The 899-nt window shown below is 77.2% G+C and carries 1 pseudogene; it reads left to right on the top strand.

Features of this window, described 5'->3' with window-relative positions:
* Positions 1–899: pseudogene (locus IH13_RS38615) on the top strand (beta keto-acyl synthase); the annotation flags it as partial.

Here is an 899-nt window from a genome sequence, read left to right as displayed (position 1 = left end):
AAACGCCTCGCCGACGCCCGCCGGGACGGCGACACCGTGCTCGCCCTCCTCGACGACGTACCGACCGGCGAGGCGGACCTGGTGGTCGGGGACGGCGCGGACGCCGGGTTCGACCCCACCGCACTCTTCGGCCGCGCCCACGCCGCGCACGGGCTGCTGGCCGCCGCGGTGACCGCCCTGCGCCACCGGGCGGTACCGCGGGCGACGGGCCCCGCCGACCCCGACCCCGGCCTGCGTACCGCACACGTCGTGGTGTCACCGCTGGGCGCGCCCCCGCTGCGGGTGGGTCTGCGGGCGGCCGACACCGCGCCCTGGGCGCCCGGGCCGGCACCTCGCCTGTACGTGTACTCCGGCCGCGACCGCCAGGAGGTCACGGCGGCGCTGGAGAGCGGCACCGAGTCCCGTGAAGGACCCGCCCGGCTGGCCTTCGTCACGGACGGCGACCCCCGGACGCACCGGGACGCCGTACGGCGCTGGCTCGCCGGGGAGGGGATCAGGCCGCCGGGGACGGCGTACCGCGACGCACCGGTCACGGGCGAGGTCGCCTTCGTCTTCACCAACGGGTCGGCCGCCTACCCGGGCATGGGCCGCGAACTCCTGCTGGCCCTGCCGGCACTCGGTGACGCGGTGACGGCGACGTACGGCGGCGCCGGCGCCGGTCCTGAGCCCGCCTCCGCGCGGACGGTAGTCGACCGGATCTGGGGAGCGGCCCGGCTGGCGGCGGTCCACGTCGAGCTGACGCGGGGTCTGCTCGGGCTGCGGCCCGACGCCGCCGTCGGCTACTCCTCGGGGGAGTCGGCCGCCCTGGTCGCCCTCGGCGCGTGGCGGGACGTCGCGGCCCTGTACCGCGACACCGGGGAGAGCGGACTCTTCACCACCGAACCTGTCTCTTATACACA

Origin of the sequence: Streptomyces sp. NRRL WC-3549 (assembly GCF_000721935.1) — a bacterium.
Taxonomy (GTDB): domain Bacteria; phylum Actinomycetota; class Actinomycetes; order Streptomycetales; family Streptomycetaceae; genus Streptomyces.
Note: the sequence above shows the minus strand (reverse complement) of the source record. Positions and strands in the feature narration are given on the sequence as shown.